This is a genomic window from Streptomyces sp. NRRL WC-3549, from assembly GCF_000721935.1.
Taxonomy (GTDB): Bacteria; Actinomycetota; Actinomycetes; order Streptomycetales; family Streptomycetaceae; genus Streptomyces.
On the sequence record NZ_KL585438.1, the window covers coordinates 45338 to 46485 of the forward strand.

The window sequence follows — 1148 nt, forward strand, 5'->3', positions numbered from 1 at the left end:
CGCCCCCCCGCCGCGACCGGTGCCTGACGCGCGCACCTCGACCGGAGCCTGAGGCGCCCACCCGACCGGAGCCTGAGGCCCACCCGACCGGAGCCTGAGGTGCACGCGAGGGGCGCCTGAGGCGGCACGGCCCCTTCCTCCCGTCCGGCCCGGGACGGGGCCCGCCGCCTTCACGTCCGGGTGGCGGCCCCCCGTATCTCCAGGCCGTCCAGCAGCCGGGCCGTCGCCTCGGTGATCTCGTCGACGGCCCGGTCGAAGACCTCCTGGTTGTGCGCGGCGGGCGCGCGGAAGCCCGACACCTTGCGCACGTACTGCAAGGCAGCGGCCCTCATCTCGTCCTCGGTGGCTTCCTCGGGGATGGCGGGTGGGCGGAGGGTCTTGATACTGCGGCACATGACTCCAGTGTGACGCCCACCACTGACAAGAGCGCCCGCGCTAGGTTCTTCCCGAGACCAGCGGGCCAACCGCCAGCGCCGCGGCAGCCGGGGTGGCCGGGCAGCCGGCCTGCGGGCTTCGACACGGAGACGTACAAACGCCGGACCGGGGTCGAGCCGCACGATCGACCGGCTCAAGCACCCCAGGACCGTCGCCAGGCGGTATGACAAGGGCGCCTACGTCTTCCACGGCACCGCCACCGTCGCGTCGATACGCCTCTGGCTCAGGCCGTGATCCGGTGTTCGAGGCCGTACTGCGGCGAGGGGATGCCCGCACGTCTCGGCGCGGAACGGAACTTACGGTTTGTGGGTCACCCAGAGCAGTTCCGCCGGCCAGTGGTGTGCCCAGTCGGGTGGGTCGGTTTCGTTGTAGCCGTTGGGTGCTCCGCGTTCGGGCCGCGGCTCGATGAGGTCGTCGATGACGAGACCCGCGCCGCGCAGGACCTTGACCCAGTCGCCGTAGGTGAGCTGGTAGCTGGCCGCGCCGTCGCCTTCGGCGATGGTGTTCAGCCCGAAGTAGTCCTTCTGCAGCGTCGTGGTCACGCGGCCGGCTGCTTCGTCGTAGCAGGCTTCGAACCATGGGCTGGCGACGTTGAACACCAGGCGCCCGCCTCGGCGCAAGATGCGTGCGGCCTGCGGGACGGCCAGGTGCGGGGGCGCCCAGCTGAGCCCGCCGAAGTCGCAGAACACCAGGCTGTCTCTTATACACATCTC

Annotated in this window: 1 protein-coding gene and 2 pseudogenes; 1 reads left to right on the forward strand and 2 read right to left on the reverse strand. The window is 71.0% G+C overall.

Annotation, left to right across the window (positions count from 1 at the left end; genetic code table 11):
• Window positions 1–170: 170 nt before the first annotated feature.
• On the reverse strand, window positions 171–395 hold the full coding sequence (locus tag IH13_RS0132600; protein WP_031090144.1) for a DUF2277 domain-containing protein: 225 nt from the start codon (window positions 393–395) through the stop codon (window positions 171–173).
• Between the two features lie 52 nt (window positions 396–447).
• Here IH13_RS0132600 and IH13_RS45295 point away from each other — a divergent pair.
• A pseudogene (locus IH13_RS45295) lies at window positions 448–669 on the forward strand (IS5/IS1182 family transposase); the annotation flags it as partial.
• A gap of 62 nt (window positions 670–731) precedes the next feature.
• On the opposite strand, the pseudogene IH13_RS0132605 reads toward IH13_RS45295, so the two are convergent.
• Window positions 732–1148 (reverse strand): annotated as a pseudogene (locus IH13_RS0132605) (SAM-dependent methyltransferase); the annotation flags it as partial.